Origin of the sequence: Cedecea sp. P7760 (genome assembly GCF_013386425.1) — a bacterium.
Classification (GTDB): Bacteria; Pseudomonadota; Gammaproteobacteria; order Enterobacterales; family Enterobacteriaceae; genus Cedecea; species Cedecea selenatireducens.
The window spans coordinates 1-19369 of record NZ_JACARU010000064.1 but is presented as its reverse complement, the minus strand read 5'-3'; the positions used below and the strand labels follow the sequence as shown (position 1 = coordinate 19369).

Genomic DNA, 19369 nt, shown 5'->3' with positions numbered 1-19369 from the left:
AAAAGCCAGCCCTGCGGCTGGCTTGTTTGTCTCTATTGCTCAACGCTTTGCCGCAGCGGCTTCACCGGCGTGACGCGTACCTGCTTAATCATGTTGTCCTGAACGTCGAGAATATCGATGTCGTACTGGCTCAGGCGGATACGGGTCCCGGCCGCCGGTATTTCCTGAATCTCTTCCAGGATCATGCCGTTGACCGTACGTGCGTCATCTTCCGGCAGCGTCCAGTTGAAGGCTTTGTTAAGTTCACGGACGTTGGCACTGCCTTCGATAATGACCGAGCCGTCGTTTTGCGGTGTCACTTCTTCAGCAAGCGAGGGGGACATTGAGGTGGTGAAGTCACCCACAATTTCCTCCAGAATATCCTCTACCGTGACCAGCCCCTGAATATCGCCGTATTCGTCCACGACCAGGCCGACTTTCTTTTTGTTGCGCTGGAATTTCACCAACTGCACGCTCAGCGGCGTGCCTTCCGGCACGAAGTAAATCTCGTCGGCGGAGCGCAACATCACCTCTTTGGTGAACTCTTTCTTCTCGGTCATCAGGCGGTAGGCTTCACGTACGCGCAGCATGCCGATGGCATCATCCAGGCTGTCGCGGTACAAGACGATGCGGCCGTGCGGGGAGTGGGTCAGCTGGCGGACGATGGATTTCCAGTCGTCATTAATATTGATGCCGACGATTTCGTTTCGCGGCACCATGATGTCGTCAACGCTGACTTTTTCCAGGTCCAGTACCGAGAGCAGCATGTCCTGGTTACGCCGTGAAATCTGCGAGCGTGATTCATGCACGATGGTGCGTAGCTCATCTTTGCTGAGCGCGGTGCTGATGATGTTATCGACCTTAATCCCGACCATACGCATCAGCAGGCGGGTAATGGTGTTGAGCAGCCAGACCAGCGGCATCATAAGGATCAGCAGCGGGCCGAGCAGCCAGCTACTTGGGTAAGCGACTTTTTCCGGGTACAGCGCGGCGATGGTTTTAGGCAAAACTTCGGCAAACACCAGCACGACGAACGTCAGTACCCCGGTGGCAATCGCCACGCCCGCGTTGCCGTAAAGGCGAATGCCGACGATGGTTGCCAGCGCGGAAGCAAGAATATTGACCAGGTTGTTCCCGATTAACACGAGGCTAATCAGGCGGTCCGGTTTACGCAGCAATTTTTCAACGCGCTTCGCTGCCCGGTTGCCCTGTTTGGCGCGGTGACGCAGGCGGTAGCGGTTTAGCGTCATCATGCCGGTTTCTGAACCGGAGAAGTACGCTGACACCACCACCATGATGATCAGGGTGACGATCAGCGTGGTGGTTGAAATGTGTTCCAAAAGAGGTTCCTTTAAAGAGAAGGGGTTAGCTAACGAACTGCTGCAGGACGCGGCTGCCGAAATAGGCGAGCGTTAGAATGCCCGCGCCGGCAACGTTAAACCAGACAACGCGACGGCCGCGCCAACCTTCATGATAGTGTCCCCACAGCAAAACGACGTAGACAAACCAGGCAAGAATCGACAGCACGGCTTTATCGACGTTCTCCATGCTGAACAGATTCTTCATGTAAAACAGGCCGGTGCATAGCGTCAGGGTCAGCAGAACCACGCCAACCTGGGTGATGTGAAACATTTTACGCTCGATAACCATTAGCGGCGGCATTTCTGCGCTGAACGCCAGTTTTTTGTTTTTCAACTGGTAGTCAATCCATGCGAGCTGTAAAGCGTACAGGGCGGCGATGATAAGCGTCGCGTAGGAGAAGAGCGACAGGCCAATGTGCACCATCATTCCCGGCGTCGCTTCGAGATGGGTGATAAATTCATTGGGCATAAAGGTCGCCAGCGCCAGATTTATCAGCGCGAAGGCGTAAACAATTGGCAACAGCAGCCAGCCGCGATTGCGGGAGGCGACAATCGTCATCACCGTACAAATCATCAGGCTGACGAGAGAACCCACGTTCAGCAGGCTAAGATTTTGCCCGCCGTCGACGGTGAAGAAACGGGCTTCCAGCGCCAGCGCATGGCTAACCAACGCGATAGCTGCGGATAAAATGGCAAAGCGTCGCCATCCGCTGTTCTTCCGCAGAAGACCGGGAATGATCAGCGCGAGGCTGACGGAGTAGGCTACAAGCGCAAGAATGGCGAAAACGGGCATATTAAGGTGTCGGTCAAATTGGCCAGAGAACGAAAAAGTCAGTATAACGTTACCTGTCGCCTGCTCCAACCGTTGGATCACACCCGAGGCGGCTTCATGATATAATCCGCCAAATTCAGTTTTGTGTCGCGAGCTGCGGCCCCAGTTACCACGTTAGGCAAAATACCATGTTTGATAATTTAACAGACCGTCTGTCGCGTACCCTGCGCAATATTAGCGGCCGTGGGCGGCTAACCGAAGAAAACGTTAAAGAGACGCTGCGCGAAGTGCGCATGGCCCTGCTGGAAGCGGACGTTGCGCTGCCGGTGGTGCGTGATTTTATCAGCCGCGTAAAAGAAAAAGCGGTTGGTCATGAAGTCAACAAAAGCCTGACGCCGGGCCAGGAGTTCGTCAAAATCGTTCGCGCTGAACTGGTTTCCGCGATGGGCGAAGAGAACAGCAGCCTGAACCTGGCGGCGCAGCCACCGGCCGTTGTACTGATGGCGGGCCTGCAGGGCGCGGGTAAAACGACCAGCGTCGCTAAGTTAGGTAAGTTCCTGCGCGAAAAGCAGAAGAAAAAAGTGTTAGTGGTTTCGGCGGACGTTTATCGCCCGGCGGCGATTAAACAGCTGGAAACTCTGGCCCAGCAGGTTGAGGTGGATTTCTTCCCGTCCGACGCTCAGCAAAAACCGGTCGACATTGTTAACGCCGCGCTGAAAGAAGCGAAGCTGAAGTTCTACGACGTGCTGCTGGTGGATACCGCCGGTCGTCTGCACGTCGACGAAGCAATGATGGACGAAATCAAACAGGTTCATGCCGCGATTAAACCGGTAGAAACGCTGTTTGTGGTCGACGCAATGACCGGTCAGGATGCGGCCAATACCGCGAAGGCGTTCAGCGAAGCGCTGCCGCTGACCGGGGTAGTACTGACCAAAGTAGACGGTGACGCCCGCGGTGGTGCTGCGCTGTCGATTCGCCATATCACCGGTAAGCCAATCAAGTTCCTTGGCGTTGGCGAGAAAACCGAAGCGCTGGAGCCGTTCCACCCGGACCGTATCGCTTCCCGTATTCTCGGCATGGGCGACGTGCTGTCGCTGATTGAAGATATCGAAAGTAAGGTTGACCGTGCGCAGGCTGAAAAGCTTGCCACCAAGCTGAAAAAAGGCGACGGCTTCGACCTGACCGACTTCCTCGAACAGCTTAAGCAGATGAAAAATATGGGCGGCATGGCGAGCATGATGAGCAAGCTGCCGGGCATGGGCCAGCTGCCGGACAACGTCAAATCCCAGATGGACGACAAAGTTTTGGTGCGCATGGAGGCGATTATCAGCTCGATGACGCTGAAAGAACGTGCCCAGCCGGAAATCATTAAAGGTTCCCGCAAGCGCCGTATCGCGCAGGGTTCCGGCATGCAGGTGCAGGACGTTAACCGCTTACTGAAGCAGTTTGACGACATGCAGCGCATGATGAAGAAAATGAAGAAAGGCGGAATGGCTAAAATGATGCGCGGCATGAAAGGCATGATGCCGCCAGGTTTCCCAGGCCGTTAAGCTCTTTTCGATTGCTTTTTACGCCGAAATGAGTAAAATTTTCGGGCTTTTAATATGACTCCGGGCTCCATCCCTCGATGGGGCCCGGCGTTTTATTCACTAAAGAGGATGTTATGGTAACTATTCGTTTAGCACGTCACGGCGCTAAAAAGCGTCCGTTCTACCAGGTTGTCGTTACTGATAGCCGTAATGCACGTAACGGTCGCTTCATTGAGCGCGTTGGTTTCTTCAACCCTATCGCTAACGAGAAAGAAGAAGGCGTTCGCCTGGATCTGGATCGCGTAGCTCATTGGGTTGGCCAGGGCGCAACCGTTTCTGATCGCGTTGCTGCGCTGATCAAAGAAGCTAAGAAAGCAGCTTAATCTGTCACGGTGGTCATGATGAGCAAGCAACTCGCCGCACAGGCTCCTGTTAACCCAATTGTGTTGGGCAAGATGGGCTCCTCCTACGGTATTCGTGGTTGGCTCAGAGTGTTTTCCTCCACCGAAGACGCCGAAAGCATTTTTGACTACCAGCCCTGGTTTATCCAGCGCGGCGGTCAGTGGCAGCAAGTACAGCTGGAAAGCTGGAAGCACCACAATCAGGATCTGGTCATCAAGCTGCAAGGCGTTGACGATCGGGATGCCGCGAATCTTCTGACCAATTGCGAAATTGTCGTGGATTCAACGCAACTGCCGGCTCTTGACGCAGGTGACTATTACTGGAAAGACCTTATGGGTTGCCAGGTAGTGACCACTCAGGGGTACCAGCTCGGTAAAGTCATCGATATGATGGAAACCGGCTCGAATGACGTTCTCGTCATCAAGGCAAACCTGAAGGATGCATTTGGCATCAAGGAGCGGCTGGTTCCGTTCCTCGATGGGCAGGTTATCAAGAAAGTCGATCTCGCTACTCAAACCATTGAAGTAGATTGGGATCCTGGTTTTTAAAACTCCGAAATCATACGGTAGTCGTTAGCATAGTGGGGATTGGCTTGTGTTTATTGGTGTCGTTAGCCTGTTTCCTGAGATGTTCCGCGCAATTACCGATTACGGGGTAACTGGCCGGGCAGTAAAAAATGGCCTGCTAAGCATTCAAAGCTGGAGTCCGCGTGACTTCACCTATGACCGGCACCGTACCGTGGACGATCGTCCTTACGGCGGCGGACCGGGAATGCTGATGATGGTGAATCCTTTGCGGGAAGCCATCCACGCAGCGAAAGCGGCGGCAGGAGAAGGTGCTAAGGTTATCTATCTTTCACCTCAGGGGCGCAAGCTTGATCAAGCGGGCGTCAGTGAACTGGCAATGAACGAGAAGTTAATTCTGGTTTGCGGCCGTTACGAAGGGATCGATGAGCGCGTGATCCAAACCGAAATTGACGAAGAATGGTCAATCGGCGATTACGTTCTCAGCGGCGGTGAGCTGCCAGCGATGACGCTGATTGACTCAGTCTCCCGGTTTATTCCGGGCGTGCTGGGACATGAAGCTTCGGCAACCGAAGATTCGTTTGCTGAAGGGCTGCTGGATTGTCCTCACTATACCCGTCCTGAAGTGTTGGATGGCATGGAAGTACCGGCGGTCTTACTGTCGGGGAACCATGCAGAGATTCGCCGTTGGCGCCTGAAACAGTCGCTGGGCCGTACCTGGCTTAGAAGACCTGAACTTTTGGAAAACCTGGCTCTGACTGAAGAGCAAGCAAGGTTGCTGGCGGAGTTCAAAAAAGAACATACGCAACAGCAACATAAACATGATGGGCAGGGTTAATCCTTCCCAAAGCCCCTAAATAGTTGGAGTTGCAGCAAGATGGCAAGCGAGTGAATCCCGATGAGCTTACTTTGGTAAGTGACTCGGGTGAAGGAGAGCAGCCAGCGCAGATGCAGCTTCAAATATGACGGGGATATATCAGTTTACCCAGGATAAGAGATAAATTATGAGCAACATTATTAAGCAACTTGAACAAGAACAGATGAAACAGGATGTACCTTCCTTCCGTCCGGGCGACTCCGTGGAAGTGAAAGTATGGGTCGTTGAAGGTTCTAAAAAACGTCTGCAGGCATTTGAGGGCGTGGTTATCGCTATCCGTAACCGCGGTCTGCACTCTGCATTCACTGTTCGTAAGATTTCTAACGGCGAAGGTGTTGAGCGTGTATTCCAGACTCACTCCCCAGTAATCGACAGCATTACTGTTAAACGTCGTGGTGCCGTTCGTAAAGCTAAACTGTACTACCTGCGTGAGCGTACTGGTAAGTCTGCTCGTATCAAAGAGCGTCTTAGCTAAGATTCGCTTAGGCGACATCCAAATAAAAGGGCTGCCATCTGGCAGCCCTTTTTTATGCGCTGAATTTGTTTAGATTATGGGGCGGTAATCACGACCGCGACGCGGCGGTTTTCGGCACGTCCCTCGCCGGTACTGTTGCTGGCAACCGGGTATTTCTTACCCAATCCTTGCGTGGTGAGGTTACTGCGCGGGATTTTAGCGCCTTCGGCCCAGGCATCCGCGACGATGTTCGCGCGCTTGAGAGAGAGCTGTTCATTGTAGCCGTCTTCGCCGTAGTTATCGGTGTGGCCATCAAGACGGGCGTGCTTCAGGCCGGTTGCTGAGAGCTTAGCGGCCATCGACTGAATGGTTTGATAGCTTTCAGGCTGTAGCTTGTACTGGTTTTTACCGAACAGAATTTTATCCGACAGCCCAAGCGACCAGCCGTCGTTTGACTCTGAGAAGCCGTAGGAGCGCATGGCGGCAACTTGCTCAGGGGAGAAGGTTGACGGTGGTGCCTGACAGCCGGTTAACAGGAATGAAAAGAGCATTGCTGGTGCAAATAAGCGCGAAGCTATCATAATGAATCCCTTTGGTGCTGTTTTGTAAGCAACTCACGCTGCTTGTGTTTTTCTATGTACATGTTGCGATCGGCCGTTTCCATGAGGGTTTCTGCTGACGTAATGTCTTTCGCGAGCGCGACGCCAACGCTTAGAGTCATGGTGACCCAGTGTTCGCCCGGTAAGAGAATCGGCTGCTCAATAATTTCCTTTAGCTGCTTTAGCACTCCTGCGGCCTGTCCTTCATTGCAGACTGCGTGAAGCAGCATGGCAAATTCATCTCCGCCGAGACGGAATGCAAGATGGCGGGTATTGGCAAACATCAGCAGCCGTTTTGCGACCTCAATAAGTACTGCATCGCCGGCAGCGTGCCCCCAGGTGTCGTTAATAAATTTGAAATTGTCGCCGTCCATAAATAGCAGCGCGCTGTTCTGGAGCGTATCGGCGTCCTCAATTAGCTTATCCAGCGCCGTGCGGAAGGCTGCGCGATTTGCCAGTCCTGTCAGCGGATCCTGAAGGGCAGTTTTTTGCAGCGACGCGTTCTTCAGCTGCAGCTGTCTTTGCCACTCTTCCATCTCGTCCAGCAGACTATTGAAGTCCAGGGCAAAAAGGTGAAACTCTTCAATCTTTTCCGGCGACACGCGGCGAGAAAAGTTACGGTTACTGCGGACGTCGTGAACAACGTCGGTAATATTCTGCAAAGCGGCGTCGATATCACCGTGCAGATGGCGTGAAATACCCAATGCGATAATGGAGGCAAGCAAAATGCAGGCCGTCAGCACGCCTAGCGAAAGCCAGACGAACAGGGTAACGGTGGCATCTGTGCCTATGAGGCGCATTTCACCGATGATTTTGCCGTTGTGCCAAATCGGCTGTCTTATAGGGTGAGGGTAAAGCCACCGCGTGACCAGGCCGCCAACCATGTCATGTTGAGACGGCTTATCTGCCTGCCAGTGGGTCAGTTCCCTGCCTTCAGAATCTACCACCTTCGCGGCGGTGAATTGCCCTTGCCTGCCCAGCACCGAAAGGGTTTCATTGGCGGAGGCACTGTCGCGGAAAACAACGGCAGCCTCCAGGCTGTGGCTCACGGTTACCGCCAGTAACTCGAGGTTTTTTTGAGCGTATTGTTTTAGCGTCAGCATCGAGGCGACGGAAAGCAACAGCCAGACAATCAGCATGGCGACAACCACGCTAATGATGCTGATTCTGCGTAATGTTCCTTTAAACGTCGGACGTGACGAGGGGGTCAAATCCTTATTCATGACTATTATTCCCTGGCCGAGCCAGCAGTAATACATCCGGGCTAACCCTGACGCCGCTGCGCGTAAGGGCATCAAGGTTTACCGAAAAAGAAACTGCGTCATTATGAATATTCAGGCAGAAAGCGCTGCCAATTATGCATTGCGGGTTCTGCTCGGCAATTAACAATAAAGGTCGAGATTGATAACGTTCTATTAATTGCAACTGCTGTTGTGGTGACTCGTTACCAAAATAGATCCCGTCACACTGGGCTCTTAATGCCTCTTCGTCAGACTTAACGAGCAACGGTTGGAACGATATATCGCTATTTTTATCGCTTAGCGTGGCGGCATAGGCGGCGGTTGAGAAGATACACAGCTTGGGAAGCCCCTGCGTCTGGGGCCAGCGCGTATAGCTTACAATGCCGGAAACAATGGTGCGAACCTTGTCGGACAGTACCGGACTTGCCGGCGGTGAGGCCAGCGTTCTGGATATAAATAGCAGGCAGACGATAAACGTCGTAAATAAAGGCATCCCGCGAAAAATAGGCGAAGTTTTCACGCGCCACCAGCCCTAAAGCATCGTAGCCGCAGTAAACAGCTTTTATTATTTATGATGTCGCCGTTGAGCATATCACTCCTGCATAATCCCGTCATTCATTCCTGAGTGTGATGATATTCCTGATTATCAAAAATAATAACGAGAATAGCCCTGGAATGATGGCGTAAATCGTTATCCTTCTCCTCTTAAAAAAATGTTCTCACGAGGATAATATCAGCATAGAAGGGGGAATGAATTTTTACGCGCTGTTTTGTATGTTAATGCAATTTTGCCCACAAAATACGCACTTTTATGCCGCGTGTAATTTAATGTTTACGGTTGTTGCGCTTTTAAGCGCTATTAAATCATTGGTGTAACGATTAATTTACGTATAATGGATTGCAATCTTTACTGTTGGCGGTTACAGTAAGTCCTCCTCCACGAGGAAACGACTATCGCAAACGAGCTAAACACAGGACTGCCATCATGCAAAAAGACGCGCTTAACAATGTTCATATCTCTGACGAACAAATACTCATCACTCCGGATCAGCTGAAAGCAGAGTTTCCACTCACCGCAGCGCAGGAAGCGCAAATTGAGCAATCACGTCAAACGATTTCCAACATTATTGCTGGCCGCGATCCGCGCCTGTTGGTTGTCTGTGGACCTTGCTCGATCCACGATCCGGAAGCCGCGATTGAATACGCTCGTCGTTTTAAAGCTCTGTCTGAACAAGTTAGCGATAGTCTGTACCTCGTGATGCGCGTCTATTTTGAAAAGCCTCGTACTACCGTTGGTTGGAAAGGGCTTATCAACGACCCGCATATGGATGGCTCGTTTGATGTGGAAGCAGGGCTGAAAATTGCGCGTCGCCTGCTGGTTGAGCTGGTTAGCCTTGGTCTGCCGCTGGCAACCGAGGCGCTGGATCCGAATAGCCCACAATACCTGGGCGACCTGTTTAGCTGGTCCGCAATCGGGGCTCGCACCACTGAGTCCCAGACTCACCGCGAAATGGCTTCTGGCCTTTCTATGCCGGTTGGTTTTAAAAATGGTACAGATGGCAGCCTGGGGACGGCGATTAACGCCATGCGCGCTGCCGCTATGCCGCACCGTTTCGTGGGCATTAACCAGGCCGGCCAGGTTTGCCTGCTGCAAACTCAGGGTAACCCGGATGGGCACGTGATTTTGCGCGGTGGCAAAGCCCCTAACTACAGCCCGGCGGACGTTGCCCAGTGTGAAGCCGAAATGCAGAAAGCAGGCCTGCGCCCGTCCTTGATGATAGATTGCAGCCATGGCAACTCAAACAAAGACTTCCGTCGTCAACCGGGCGTGGCAGAATCCGCCATTGCTCAGATTAAAGATGGTAACCGCTCTATTATTGGCCTGATGATTGAAAGTAATATCCACGAGGGTAATCAATCGTCAGAGCAGCCGCGTAGCGAAATGAAATACGGCGTGTCCGTGACCGATGCATGCATCGACTGGGAAACTACGGACAGCCTGCTGCGTGAGATCCACAAGGATCTGAGCGGTGTGCTGGCGGCTCGTCAGGCATAAGAGGTTTACTATGGTGGCTGAATTGACCGCGCTGCGCGATCAAATCGATGAAGTGGATAAAGCGCTACTGGATTTGCTGGCTAAGCGGCTGGAACTGGTAGCGGAAGTCGGCGAAGTGAAAAGCCGCTTCGGTTTACCGATTTATGTGCCGGAACGCGAAACTTCAATGCTGGCGTCGCGCCGTAAAGAAGCCGAAGCCTTAGGGGTTCCACCGGATTTAATTGAAGATGTTCTGCGCCGCGTGATGCGCGAGTCGTACTCCAGCGAGAACGACAAGGGTTTTAAAACCCTGCATCCTTCACTGCGTCCTGTGGTGATTGTGGGCGGTGGCGGCCAGATGGGGCGTCTGTTTGAAAAAATGCTGACGCTTTCTGGCTACCAGGTTCGCATTCTTGAAAAAGAGGACTGGGACAAAGCGCCTGAGCTGTTGGCCGATGCGGGCATGGTGATTGTGAGCGTGCCGATTCACATCACCGAGCAGGTTATTGCCAGTCTGCCTCCGCTACCTGCGGACTGCATCCTCGTGGATCTGGCTTCGGTGAAGAATGGCCCACTGCAGGCGATGCTTGCCGTGCACTCTGGCCCGGTATTGGGTTTGCACCCGATGTTTGGCCCGGACAGCGGCAGCCTGGCAAAACAGGTCGTGGTTTACTGCGACGGCCGTCAGCCTGAAGCGTATCAATGGCTACTGGAGCAAATTCAGGTTTGGGGCGCGCGTTTGCACCGCTCCAGCGCCGTGGAGCACGACCAGAATATGGCATTCATCCAGGCGCTGCGTCACTTTGCGACCTTCGCATATGGCCTGCATCTGGCGGAAGAAAACGTACAGCTGGAGCAGCTGCTGGCGCTGTCATCGCCGATTTATCGCCTTGAACTGGCGATGGTTGGCCGACTGTTTGCCCAGGATCCGCAGCTTTATGCCGATATTATTATGTCGTCAGAAAGCAATCTGGCGCTGATCAAGCGTTATTACAAACGCTTCGGCGAGGCGATTGGCCTGCTGGAACACGGCGACAAGCAGGCGTTTATCGACAGCTTCCGTAAAGTGGAGCACTGGTTCGGGGATTACGCTCAACGTTTCCAGAATGAGAGCCGCGTCCTGTTACGCCAGGCAAATGATAACCGCCAGTAAGTGGCAAAAGGTTTTATAATCAAAAGCCAGTGGGAGTTTGCCCGCTGGCTTTTTTGTTTGCCAAAAGGATACCTGAAATGGCTGAGCCGCAGCTGCTGTTCGACTATACCGGTCACTTACCCGAATGCCCTACGTGGAGCGCAGAAGAAGGCAGCCTCTATTGGACGGACATTCTTGAGAACGAAATCCACCGCTACCATCTTGCCAGCGGCAAACATGACGTTATTCAGTTTTCTGAAGAGGTGGGTTGCTTTGCCCTGCGTGAGTCCGGCGGGTTCATCGTGGCGATGCGCAGCGGAATCTGGCTAACCAATAAAACCGGGCTTATCGTGGGCAAAGTCTGTGATAACCCAAGTAACCCGGATTTGGCCCGTTTCAACGACGGCGGTACCGACAGGCAGGGGCGTTTTTACGCCGGCACGTTTTGGGGCCCCGGTGACTATAATGGCGCGTTACTTTGCCGGGTGGATAACGACCTGACGCCGCATGTGATTCAGCATGATATCCACGGCGCTAACGGGCTGGCATTTAGCGCGGATGGAAAATGGATGTATACCTCGGACACGCCAAATGCCGTGATTTACCGCACGCCGCTGGATGCCCATGGCGAGCCGGGCATACGTGAAGTCTTTAAGCGATTTGCCCAAGGCGAGGGCATGCCTGACGGCGCGGCGATGGACAGCGAAGGGCATTACTGGACGGCGCTGTTTGATGGTTACCGCATTGCGCGTATTTCTCCACAAGGGGAGATAGTGGAAGAGCACCGCTTGCCCGTGCGCTGCCCAACGATGGTTTGCTTTGGCGGCGATGATATGAAAACGCTATTTATCACCACTACCAGAGAAAACATGGACGATGAAGAAGTGGCTCGGTTACCGCTGTCTGGGGCACTTTTCACCCTCCGCGTTGAAGTGGCCGGAATGGAAAAGCTGAAGTTTCGGGAAATGTGATTTATCCAGCCCGGTTGAAGCCGGGCTGGCATTGTTATCAGGCCGGGTCGACCGGTACTACGTTTTCGCTTGGGTAGCTGCCGAGTAGTTTCAGGGAGCGGGTGATTTCGCCCAGCTCTCGTAGCGCCTTACGCATGGCCTCATCTTTCAGGTTGGCCTGAATATCCAGATAAAACATCTCTTCCCACGGGTTGCCGTTGATTGGGCGTGATTCCAGCCTGGTCATGATCAGATTGTGGTTGCGTAAGACCAGTAACGCCTCTACCAGCGCACCGGCCTGCTGGCCAGTTGCCATCAGCAGAGTGGTTTTCGCGGGGACCTGATCGGACACTTCAACGGCCTTACGCGCCAGCACGATAAAGCGAGTAATGTTCTGGGTCTGATTTGCAAGGTTGCGTTCCAGCACCTGCAGGCCGTAAAGAGCGCCACCGGCTTCACTGCCCAGCGCGGCGACGTGAGGCGAGTTAGCCTGTGCGACTTTTTCCATCGCCGCAGAGGTGCTTTCCGTGTATTCAATTTTCCAGTGAGGATAGCGATTAATGAACTGGCTGCACTGCTGGAAAGGCTGAGGGTGACTGTAAACAGTCTGGATCTGTTCGAGGTCGGTAGAGCCGGAAACCAGCACGCAGTGGTCAATCGGCACCGTCATTTCGGCCACGATCGACAGGCTGGTGTGCTGCAACAGGTCGTAGACGTCGTTGATAGCCCCCGAGCTGGTGTTTTCAATCGGCACGACGGCGTAATCCGCCTGGCCGGTTTCCACCTGGTTGAAGATATCGTGGAATTTGGCGCAGCCGCTTTCGATGAACTGTTCAAAGTGGCGAGCGGCGTACTGGCGAGCGGCCAGGTGAGAGTAAGAGCCTTTAGGCCCAAGGAAAGCGACGCGGGCAGAGTGAGGGTTAGTTTTATTCAGGTGCTGCTGCAGCAAGGTCTGCTGGGTAAGAACTGAGTCTTCAATAATGAGCTGGAACAGGCGCGTGATGTAGTGGGCATCGAGATGGTGGTCTTTACCGAGGGTAATCAGGCGTTCCAGTAAGTCTCTTTCTCGATCGATATCGCGTACCGGGCGGTGAGAAGCGAGCTTTGCTTTGCCAACCTCAACCGCCAACAGGCGGCGCTCTGCCAGCAGGGCTAACAGCTTTTCATCCAGCGCGCTGATTTTATCGCGCAGGGCCAGCAACGGATTAATTTCGGTCATAACGCTACCTTTTCGATGTCCATAAAAAAAGCCTCCCGCTTGGGAGGCTTGTTTGTTCGTCTTCGCATTCTTTATCACACGACGAATTGCCTCCCAGTCAGGGGAAGGTAAAAAAGAATGCGAAGAAAAACGGGAAAAGTTTCATGTCAGGTTTCCTGAGGAATCTGAGAGGTAAAGTACCTGCTCTGTTTTCGTTCTGTCAATAAAAAACGCGCCCGAAGGCGCGTTGCGGTGAGTGGAAGGAGAGTGATGTATTACTCTTCGTCAGCTTCTGCTTCTGCGAAGGACACGTCTTTCACTGAACCTGCTGCGCGACGTGCTTCACCTTTGTGTTGCACTTTATTTAACTGCCGCTCCAGTTTGTTGATTAAATCGTTGATAGCCGTATACATATCTTCATGTCTGGCACTGGCTACGAGGTGCCCATTCGGTGTGTTAATCGTGGCATCGGCCACAAAACCCTGAGGCTCTTTGGACAAGATAATATGTGGATTAATTAGATGAGTTTGCCACTTGTCCAGCTTACTGAGACGGTCGGCGACATGCTGGCGAATAGCTGGGGTGATTTCCATTTGCTTGCTGGTAATGTTCATTGTCATAAAGTTACCTCTTGTCTTTGCCGTCTTGGTAACTTCAGCATACCGTTCCTAATGTCAAAATGTGTGATGTAAATCACATTATTTTGTCACTTTTTGTCAAGGAAGGCTTTTTGTGAGGCAGAACAGGATATGTATTTTTAAGGCTTGTGGTTATCGGAAATCGCGTCCATATTTGATGGGATGACCTGACGCTAAACCGTTTCAGTTTTTGCGTCGGCAGATAAAAAAACGGCAGCCGAGGCTGCCGTTTTTCTTGCGATATCGTCGATCAGGTATTGCTGCTATTGGCGGCAATAATCTTCGCAACTTTGTCAGCCTGACCCGGCATCTGCATCTCGCGGTAGGCATTTTCCATCAGCTTCAGGCCGTCACGAGTGGCCTGAGTGTCCGGATAATCACGCAGCATACCTTCAACGCGATTAACTACTGCAACCCAGGCGCCGCGTTTCGTGTAATATTGCGCCACGGAAAGCTCATACTTCGCCAGGCGATCTTTGAGGAACACGAGGCGTTTGGTCGCATCGGTGACGTATTGGCTGTTTGGATAGCCGCGAACCAGCTTCGAGAAGTCGTTGAATGCGTCGCGAGCATGCTGCGGATCGCGGTCAGAACGATCAACGCCGAAGAAGCCTTGCAGCGCACTGTCATCCAAAGCCATGTCCGTCAGGCCACGCATGTAAAGTACGTAGTCGATGTTTGGATGAGTCGGATTAAGGCGCATGAAGCGATCGATCGCCGCCTGAGCCAGCGGTAAGTCCGCATTTTTGTAGTAGGCGTAGATCAGGTCGAGCTGCACTTGCTGAGAGTACGGGCCGAACGGATAACGGTTATCCAGCGCTTCCAGTTGCGTTATCGCCGCTTTAAAGTTACCGTCCTGCAGCTTTTGCTGGGCAGTCGCATAGATCTCAGAAGGCGGATTATCAGGAACCTCATCCTTGGAACTGGAGCAACCAGCCAAAGCCAGGCTCAACGTGGCCGCTGCCACCAGATATTTCATGCGCGTCATGACGTTTGACTTTCCTAAGTAATTTTATTTCCGGGAGAGTTCGTGTTCCAGCTCCCGATAAAGACCAGCTACAATAGCACATTATATTAAACGGCATTGCCGTAAAACCCAACGTTAACGAAAGAAGCTGTCTATGGCACAACTAGTACAACTCACCGAAACGGTGTCCGATTCACAACTGGGTCAACGCTTAGATCAGGCATTGGCCGAATTGTTCCCGGATTATTCGCGTTCGCGCATAAAAGAATGGATTCTTGACCAGAAAGTCACGGTCAACGGCGTTGTCTGGGACAAGCCGAAAGAGAAAGTGTTGGGTGGCGAACTCGTTGCTATCAATGCAGAAATTGAAGAAGAAGCGCGCTGGGAGCCTCAGGATATCCCGTTGAATATCGTTTATGAAGATGAAGATATTCTGGTGATCAATAAGCCGCGTGACCTGGTAGTGCATCCTGGCGCAGGCAACCCTGACGGCACGGTGCTGAATGCGCTTTTGCATTACTATCCGGCGATTGCGGATGTACCGCGTGCGGGCATCGTCCACCGCCTGGATAAAGACACCACCGGCCTGATGGTCGTGGCGAAAACCGTTCCAGCACAGACTCGCCTGGTTGAAGCACTTCAGCTGCGTGAAATTACCCGTGAGTACGAAGCCGTTGCGATTGGTCATATGACCGGCGGCGGTACGGTGGAAGAGCCTATCAGCCGCCATCCAACCAAACGTACCCACATGTCCGTGCACCCAATGGGAAAACCTGCGGTGACTCATTACCGCATTATGGAACACTTCCGCGTTCATACGCGTCTGCGTCTGCGTCTGGAAACCGGGCGTACTCACCAGATTCGCGTACACATGGCGCACATCAGCCATCCGCTGGTGGGCGATCAGCTGTACGGTGGCCGTCCTCGTCCGCCGAAAGGGGCTTCGGAAGAGTTTGTCAGCATACTGCGCAAGTTTGACCGGCAGGCGCTGCATGCCACCATGCTACGTCTTTACCATCCAGTCAGCGGTATTCTGATGGAATGGAGCGCGCCGATCCCGCAGGATATGGTTGACCTTATCGAAGCCCTGCGCGTCGATACCGAAACCCATAAGGATCAACTGGACTGGCTATGACCAAAACGATCGTCCCGCAGTGGCCCCTTCCTGAAGGGGTTGCCTCCTGTAGCTCAACCCGTATCGGCGGTGTTAGCGTCGCGCCGTATGACTCGATGAATCTGGGCGCCCATTGCGGCGATGATTTGGAGCATGTCGAAGTGAACCGCCGGCTGTTTTACACAGCGGCAGGCTTGCCTTCCCGGCCGGTCTGGCTTGAGCAGGTTCACGGCAAAACGGTGTTGAAGCTGACGGGCGAGCCTTATGCCTCAAAGCGTGCGGATGCTTCTTATAGCAATACGCCGGGGACGGTTTGTGCGGTGATGACGGCAGATTGTCTGCCGGTGCTGTTTTGTAATGAGGCGGGAACCGAGGTTGCCGCAGCACATGCCGGCTGGCGAGGCTTATGTGAAGGCGTACTAGAAGAAACAGTTGCCTGTTTCCAGGACGATCCGCAGAACATTCGTGCCTGGCTTGGGCCGGCGATTGGCCCCCTGGCGTTTGAAGTCGGGCCTGAAGTGCGTGAAGCTTTTATGGCAAAAGACGAGAAAGCGGTGAGCGCTTTTCGTGCCGCCGGTGAAAAGTACTATGCTGATATTTACCAGCTTGCAAGGCAGCGGCTGGCAAACGTAGGCGTCACGCAGGTGTACGGCGGCGACCGCTGTACCTGGACCGAAAGCGGCGATTTCTTCTCTTACCGCCGCGACAGAACCACAGGTCGTATGGCAAGTTTCATCTGGCTGATATAACCTATCGAATCAAGACGATCCAGTGCGTGTCGCTCGCGCTTCATATATTTCAGGTCATTAACCTTGAATAATTGAGGGATGACCTCATTTAATCTCCAGTAGCAAATTTGACCTGTTTATGGGAGGAGTTATGCGTCTGGATCGTCTTACCAATAAATTCCAGCTTGCTCTCGCCGATGCCCAATCTCTTGCGCTTGGGCACGACAATCAATTCATCGAACCTCTTCATCTGATGAGCGCTCTGCTCAATCAGGAAGGAGGATCCGTGCGTCCGTTACTGACCTCTGCGGGGGTGAACGCGGGCAAACTACGTACCGACATTGAGCAGGCCCTAAGCCGTTTGCCGCAGGTGGAAGGCACCGGCGGTGACGTTCAGCCTTCTCAGGACCTGGTGCGTGTATTAAACCTGTGCGACAAGCTGGCACAAAAACGGAACGATAACTTTATTTCGTCAGAACTCTTTGTTCTGGCGGTGCTTGACTCACGCGGCACTCTGACTGACCTGCTGAAAGCAGCGGGCGCAACGCCAGCGAACATAACCGCCGCGATTGAGCAAATGCGTGGAGGGGAGAGCGTGAACGATCAGGGTGCCGAAGACCAACGTCAGGCATTAAAGAAATACACCGTCGATTTAACCGAACGAGCTGAGCAAGGCAAACTGGATCCGGTCATCGGCCGTGATGAAGAAATTCGTCGTACCATCCAGGTACTGCAGCGCCGTACCAAAAACAACCCGGTGCTGATTGGTGAACCGGGCGTTGGTAAAACGGCCATCGTCGAAGGGCTTGCGCAGCGCATCATCAATGGTGAAGTGCCTGAAGGCTTAAAAGGCCGTCGGGTTCTCGCGCTTGATATGGGCTCGCTGGTGGCTGGGGCTAAATACCGCGGTGAGTTCGAAGAGCGTCTGAAAGGCGTGCTGAACGATCTCTCTAAGCAGGAAGGTAACGTCATTCTGTTTATTGATGAGCTGCATACTATGGTTGGTGCTGGTAAAGCAGACGGCGCAATGGATGCCGGGAATATGCTCAAGCCGGCGCTTGCTCGTGGTGAACTTCACTGCGTTGGCGCGACCACGCTCGATGAATATCGCCAATATATAGAGAAGGATGCTGCGCTCGAACGACGCTTCCAAAAAGTTTTCGTGGCGGAGCCTACTGTAGAAGACACCATTGCGATTCTACGTGGGCTGAAAGAACGCTATGAGCTGCATCACCATGTACAAATTACCGATCCGGCAATTGTGGCGGCAGCCACGCTGTCTCATCGCTATATTGCCGATCGTCAACTGCCGGATAAGGCCATCGACCTTATTGATGAAGCCGCATCCAGCATTCGTATGCAGATAGATTCCAAGCCGGAAGAGCTGGACCGTCTCGATCGCCGCATTATCCAGCTCAAGCTGGAGCAGCAGGCGCTGAAGAAAGAGTCTGATGAAGCCAGTCAGAAACGACTCAGCATGCTGAATGAAGAACTGGAAGATAGAGAACGCCAGTACTCTGAGCTTGAAGAAGAGTGGAAGGCGGAGAAAGCCTCTCTGTCAGGTACGCAGACCATTAAGGCTGAACTTGAGCAGGCGAAGATTGCGATTGAGCAGGCTCGACGCGTGGGCGATCTTGGGCGTATGTCCGAGCTGCAGTACGGTAAAATCCCTGAGCTGGAGAAACAGCTGGCCGCGGCGACCCAAAGTGAAGGGAAAACCATGCGCCTGTTGCGTAATAAAGTGACGGATGCAGAAATCGCCGAAGTCCTGGCGCGCTGGACCGGGATCCCGGTTGCCCGAATGCTGGAAGGCGAGCGCGACAAGCTATTACGTATGGAAAAAGATCTTCATCAGCGCGTCATTGGCCAGGATGAAGCCGTCGAAGCGGTATCCAACGCTATTCGCCGTAGCCGCGCAGGGCTATCGGACCCGAATCGCCCAATCGGTTCGTTCCTGTTCCTGGGACCAACCGGGGTAGGTAAGACCGAGCTGTGCAAAGCGTTGGCGAACTTTATGTTCGACAGCGACGATGCGATGGTGCGTATCGATATGTCCGAGTTTATGGAGAAACACTCCGTATCGCGGCTGGTGGGTGCGCCTCCGGGCTATGTGGGTTATGAAGAAGGCGGTTATCTGACGGAAGCGGTACGTCGCCGTCCTTATTCGGTGATTCTGCTGGATGAGGTCGAGAAAGCACATCCGGATGTGTTTAACATCCTGCTGCAGGTGCTGGACGATGGTCGCCTGACCGATGGTCAGGGCAGAACCGTTGATTTCCGTAATACGGTTGTCATTATGACTTCAAACCTCGGTTCCGATCTCATTCAGGAACGCTTTGGTGCGCTCGACTATGGTCATATGAAAGATTTGGTGCTGGGTGTCGTTAGCCAAAGCTTCCGGCCGGAGTTCATTAACCGTATAGATGAAGTCGTGGTGTTCCATCCGCTGGGTGAGCGTCATATTGCTTCTATTGCGCAGATTCAGCTGCAGCGGTTGTACAAACGTCTGGAAGAGCGTGGCTATGGCGTGAGCATCTCTGATGAAGCGCTGAAACTGATAAGTGAGAATGGCTATGACCCTGTTTACGGAGCACGTCCGCTGAAACGAGCTATCCAGCAGCAAATTGAGAACCCACTGGCTCAGCAAATCCTTTCCGGAGAGCTGATTCCTGGGAAAACTATTAAGCTGGAAGTAAAAGACGATCGCATTGTGGCAGTGCAGTAAGTCACACAACGTAAAAAACGAGCCCTTTTGGGCTCGTTTTTGTTTGTAAAATAACCACTCCTGGCCAGGATTTATACTCTTAGCCTGGAAAGTGAGCGGTCGGCAATTATTTTGTATTTTATACTTGTCAGGCTCTGAGAACTC

Annotated in this window: 20 protein-coding genes and 1 other annotated feature; of the genes, 11 read left to right on the top strand and 9 right to left on the bottom strand. The window is 53.0% G+C overall.

What is annotated here, in order from left to right; translation table 11 throughout:
• Positions 1–32: 32 nt before the first annotated feature.
• Both HX778_RS20215 and HX778_RS20210 read right to left on the bottom strand, forming a co-directional pair.
• A complete protein-coding gene (locus tag HX778_RS20215; protein WP_038479696.1) occupies positions 33–1319 on the bottom strand; it encodes an HlyC/CorC family transporter in 1287 nt (428 codons plus the stop codon).
• A 25-nt stretch (positions 1320–1344) separates the two neighbouring features.
• A complete protein-coding gene (locus HX778_RS20210) occupies positions 1345–2133 on the bottom strand; it encodes an inner membrane protein YpjD (protein WP_038479699.1) in 789 nt (262 codons plus the stop codon).
• A gap of 167 nt (positions 2134–2300) precedes the next feature.
• Between HX778_RS20210 and ffh the strand changes: the two genes are divergently transcribed.
• The 5 genes from ffh (at position 2301) to rplS (ending at position 5919) form a co-directional block, all read left to right on the top strand.
• Positions 2301–3662 (top strand): signal recognition particle protein, encoded by a 1362-nt coding sequence (ffh, locus tag HX778_RS20205; protein ID WP_176982871.1) that lies wholly within the window; start codon positions 2301–2303, stop codon positions 3660–3662.
• 113 nt (positions 3663–3775) lie between these two features.
• Entirely contained in the window at positions 3776–4024 is a 249-nt protein-coding gene (gene rpsP / locus HX778_RS20200) for a 30S ribosomal protein S16 (RefSeq protein WP_038479704.1), read from the top strand.
• A gap of 18 nt (positions 4025–4042) precedes the next feature.
• Positions 4043–4591 carry a ribosome maturation factor RimM gene (rimM, locus tag HX778_RS20195; RefSeq protein ID WP_038479707.1) on the top strand — a complete coding sequence of 183 codons (549 nt, stop codon included), beginning with the start codon at positions 4043–4045 and terminating at the stop codon, positions 4589–4591.
• 46 nt (positions 4592–4637) lie between these two features.
• Complete coding sequence (gene trmD / locus HX778_RS20190) at positions 4638–5405, top strand: tRNA (guanosine(37)-N1)-methyltransferase TrmD (protein WP_176982870.1); 768 nt, start codon at positions 4638–4640, stop codon at positions 5403–5405.
• A 166-nt stretch (positions 5406–5571) separates the two neighbouring features.
• Positions 5572–5919: a 50S ribosomal protein L19 gene (gene rplS / locus HX778_RS20185; protein ID WP_038479713.1), complete on the top strand. Its 348-nt coding sequence runs from the start codon at positions 5572–5574 to the stop codon at positions 5917–5919.
• A 74-nt stretch (positions 5920–5993) separates the two neighbouring features.
• On the opposite strand, the gene HX778_RS20180 is transcribed toward rplS, so the two are convergent.
• The 3 genes from HX778_RS20180 to HX778_RS20170 are packed head-to-tail and all read right to left on the bottom strand — an operon-like array spanning position 5994 to position 8231.
• Positions 5994–6479 carry an OmpA family protein gene (locus tag HX778_RS20180; RefSeq protein WP_038479716.1) on the bottom strand — a complete coding sequence of 162 codons (486 nt, stop codon included), beginning with the start codon at positions 6477–6479 and terminating at the stop codon, positions 5994–5996.
• On the bottom strand, positions 6476–7720 hold the full coding sequence (gene dgcN, locus HX778_RS20175) for a diguanylate cyclase DgcN (RefSeq protein ID WP_038479720.1): 1245 nt from the start codon (positions 7718–7720) through the stop codon (positions 6476–6478). Before dgcN ends, HX778_RS20180 begins: the two co-directional genes overlap by 4 nt.
• Entirely contained in the window at positions 7713–8231 is a 519-nt protein-coding gene (locus HX778_RS20170; protein ID WP_038483249.1) for a YfiR family protein, read from the bottom strand. Before HX778_RS20170 ends, dgcN begins: the two co-directional genes overlap by 8 nt.
• Positions 8232–8723: 492 nt before the next feature.
• Between HX778_RS20170 and aroF the strand changes: the two genes are divergently transcribed.
• The 3 genes from aroF (at position 8724) to HX778_RS20155 (ending at position 11876) form a co-directional block, all read left to right on the top strand.
• Positions 8724–9794 (top strand): 3-deoxy-7-phosphoheptulonate synthase AroF, encoded by a 1071-nt coding sequence (gene aroF, locus HX778_RS20165; RefSeq protein WP_038479723.1) that lies wholly within the window; start codon positions 8724–8726, stop codon positions 9792–9794.
• 10 nt (positions 9795–9804) lie between these two features.
• The gene (gene tyrA, locus HX778_RS20160) at positions 9805–10926 is read left to right on the top strand and encodes a bifunctional chorismate mutase/prephenate dehydrogenase (RefSeq protein WP_176982869.1); all 1122 of its coding nucleotides are present in this window, start codon (positions 9805–9807) and stop codon (positions 10924–10926) included.
• A gap of 77 nt (positions 10927–11003) precedes the next feature.
• Positions 11004–11876 (top strand): SMP-30/gluconolactonase/LRE family protein, encoded by an 873-nt coding sequence (locus HX778_RS20155; protein WP_038479729.1) that lies wholly within the window; start codon positions 11004–11006, stop codon positions 11874–11876.
• Between the two features lie 37 nt (positions 11877–11913).
• Here HX778_RS20155 and pheA read toward each other — a convergent pair whose 3' ends face one another.
• The 4 genes from pheA to bamD form a co-directional block, all read right to left on the bottom strand.
• Positions 11914–13074, bottom strand: a complete 1161-nt coding sequence (gene pheA, locus HX778_RS20150; protein WP_038479732.1) for a bifunctional chorismate mutase/prephenate dehydratase — start codon at positions 13072–13074, stop codon at positions 11914–11916.
• Between the two features lie 21 nt (positions 13075–13095).
• Positions 13096–13220, bottom strand: a sequence feature (Phe leader region).
• The gene (pheL, locus tag HX778_RS25045) at positions 13172–13219 is read right to left on the bottom strand and encodes a pheA operon leader peptide PheL (RefSeq protein ID WP_193216298.1); all 48 of its coding nucleotides are present in this window, start codon (positions 13217–13219) and stop codon (positions 13172–13174) included. It overlaps the preceding feature by 48 nt.
• 108 nt (positions 13221–13328) lie before the next feature.
• Complete coding sequence (gene raiA / locus HX778_RS20145) at positions 13329–13673, bottom strand: ribosome-associated translation inhibitor RaiA (protein WP_008458158.1); 345 nt, start codon at positions 13671–13673, stop codon at positions 13329–13331.
• Between the two features lie 268 nt (positions 13674–13941).
• Complete coding sequence (bamD, locus tag HX778_RS20140) at positions 13942–14679, bottom strand: outer membrane protein assembly factor BamD (RefSeq protein ID WP_038479735.1); 738 nt, start codon at positions 14677–14679, stop codon at positions 13942–13944.
• Between the two features lie 133 nt (positions 14680–14812).
• Between bamD and rluD the strand changes: the two genes are divergently transcribed.
• The 3 genes from rluD (at position 14813) to clpB (ending at position 19225) form a co-directional block, all read left to right on the top strand.
• On the top strand, positions 14813–15793 hold the full coding sequence (gene rluD, locus HX778_RS20135; RefSeq protein WP_038479738.1) for a 23S rRNA pseudouridine(1911/1915/1917) synthase RluD: 981 nt from the start codon (positions 14813–14815) through the stop codon (positions 15791–15793).
• The gene (yfiH, locus tag HX778_RS20130) at positions 15790–16521 is read left to right on the top strand and encodes a purine nucleoside phosphorylase YfiH (protein ID WP_176982868.1); all 732 of its coding nucleotides are present in this window, start codon (positions 15790–15792) and stop codon (positions 16519–16521) included. The genes rluD and yfiH overlap by 4 nt, the downstream gene beginning before the upstream one ends.
• Before the next feature lie 130 nt (positions 16522–16651).
• Positions 16652–19225, top strand: a complete 2574-nt coding sequence (gene clpB / locus HX778_RS20125) for an ATP-dependent chaperone ClpB (protein ID WP_176982867.1) — start codon at positions 16652–16654, stop codon at positions 19223–19225.
• Positions 19226–19369: the final 144 nt, after the last annotated feature.

Excerpts from the sequence above, each read along its gene's own strand:
- HX778_RS20155 (WP_038479729.1), top strand. The coding sequence starts at position 11,004 with ATGGCTGAGCCGCAGCTGCTGTTCGACTATACCGGTCACTTACCCGAA.
- clpB (WP_176982867.1), top strand. The coding sequence starts at position 16,652 with ATGCGTCTGGATCGTCTTACCAATAAATTCCAGCTTGCTCTCGCCGAT.
- ffh (WP_176982871.1), top strand. The coding sequence starts at position 2,301 with ATGTTTGATAATTTAACAGACCGTCTGTCGCGTACCCTGCGCAATATT.
- tyrA (WP_176982869.1), top strand. The coding sequence starts at position 9,805 with ATGGTGGCTGAATTGACCGCGCTGCGCGATCAAATCGATGAAGTGGAT.
- yfiH (WP_176982868.1), top strand. The coding sequence starts at position 15,790 with ATGACCAAAACGATCGTCCCGCAGTGGCCCCTTCCTGAAGGGGTTGCC.
- rplS (WP_038479713.1), top strand. The coding sequence starts at position 5,572 with ATGAGCAACATTATTAAGCAACTTGAACAAGAACAGATGAAACAGGAT.
- pheA (WP_038479732.1), bottom strand. The coding sequence starts at position 13,074 with ATGACCGAAATTAATCCGTTGCTGGCCCTGCGCGATAAAATCAGCGCG.
- bamD (WP_038479735.1), bottom strand. The coding sequence starts at position 14,679 with ATGACGCGCATGAAATATCTGGTGGCAGCGGCCACGTTGAGCCTGGCT.
- HX778_RS20210 (WP_038479699.1), bottom strand. The coding sequence starts at position 2,133 with ATGCCCGTTTTCGCCATTCTTGCGCTTGTAGCCTACTCCGTCAGCCTC.
- aroF (WP_038479723.1), top strand. The coding sequence starts at position 8,724 with ATGCAAAAAGACGCGCTTAACAATGTTCATATCTCTGACGAACAAATA.
- rluD (WP_038479738.1), top strand. The coding sequence starts at position 14,813 with ATGGCACAACTAGTACAACTCACCGAAACGGTGTCCGATTCACAACTG.
- HX778_RS20180 (WP_038479716.1), bottom strand. The coding sequence starts at position 6,479 with ATGATAGCTTCGCGCTTATTTGCACCAGCAATGCTCTTTTCATTCCTG.
- dgcN (WP_038479720.1), bottom strand. The coding sequence starts at position 7,720 with ATGAATAAGGATTTGACCCCCTCGTCACGTCCGACGTTTAAAGGAACA.
- rpsP (WP_038479704.1), top strand. The coding sequence starts at position 3,776 with ATGGTAACTATTCGTTTAGCACGTCACGGCGCTAAAAAGCGTCCGTTC.
- rimM (WP_038479707.1), top strand. The coding sequence starts at position 4,043 with ATGAGCAAGCAACTCGCCGCACAGGCTCCTGTTAACCCAATTGTGTTG.
- HX778_RS20170 (WP_038483249.1), bottom strand. The coding sequence starts at position 8,231 with ATGCCTTTATTTACGACGTTTATCGTCTGCCTGCTATTTATATCCAGA.
- raiA (WP_008458158.1), bottom strand. The coding sequence starts at position 13,673 with ATGACAATGAACATTACCAGCAAGCAAATGGAAATCACCCCAGCTATT.